We start from the raw sequence: 520 nt of genomic DNA, 5'->3' as shown, positions 1-520 counted from the left end.
AGGCATCATTGAAATTGGAGAAGCCAAACTGAACGCGGAAAAATTCACACGCAAAGAAGCACACCGGCTTCGCCAGCAAACGGCCATGGTTTTTCAAAACTACAATCTGTTTAAAAATAAAACGGCTTTGCAAAACATTACAGAAGCTTTAATTGTGGCTCAACACAAATCACGCGACGAAGCAAAACGCATTGGAATGGAGATTCTGAAACAAGTCGGTCTGGAGCATAAGGCTGACAGCTATCCGATCACAATGTCCGGCGGCCAGCAGCAGCGAATTGGCATCGCCCGGGCGCTTGCGGTCAATCCGCATGCGATTTTACTGGATGAACCAACGTCAGCGNTNGACCCTGAGCTCGTCACAGGGGTGCTTCAGGTCATCAAATCCATTGCGGAAAAACAAACAACGATGATCATCGTGACACACGAAATGGCGTTTGCAAAAGAGGTGGCTGATCAAGTGATTTTTATGGCAGACGGCCATATTATCGAACAGGGAACGCCAGAAGAACTGTTTGAC

General features: G+C 47.5%; 1 protein-coding gene. It reads left to right on the top strand.

The features are described 5' to 3' along the window. A partial coding sequence (locus RVS70_RS22000; RefSeq protein ID WP_321134843.1) for an amino acid ABC transporter ATP-binding protein occupies nt 1-520 on the top strand: 520 nt, incomplete at both ends.

The organism is Virgibacillus sp. M23 (genome assembly GCF_034190895.1).
In the GTDB taxonomy this organism is placed as follows: Bacteria; Bacillota; Bacilli; order Bacillales; family Amphibacillaceae; genus Virgibacillus; species Virgibacillus salarius.
The sequence above is the reverse complement of the archived record's forward strand: the minus strand, read 5'-3'. Positions and strand labels throughout refer to the sequence as shown.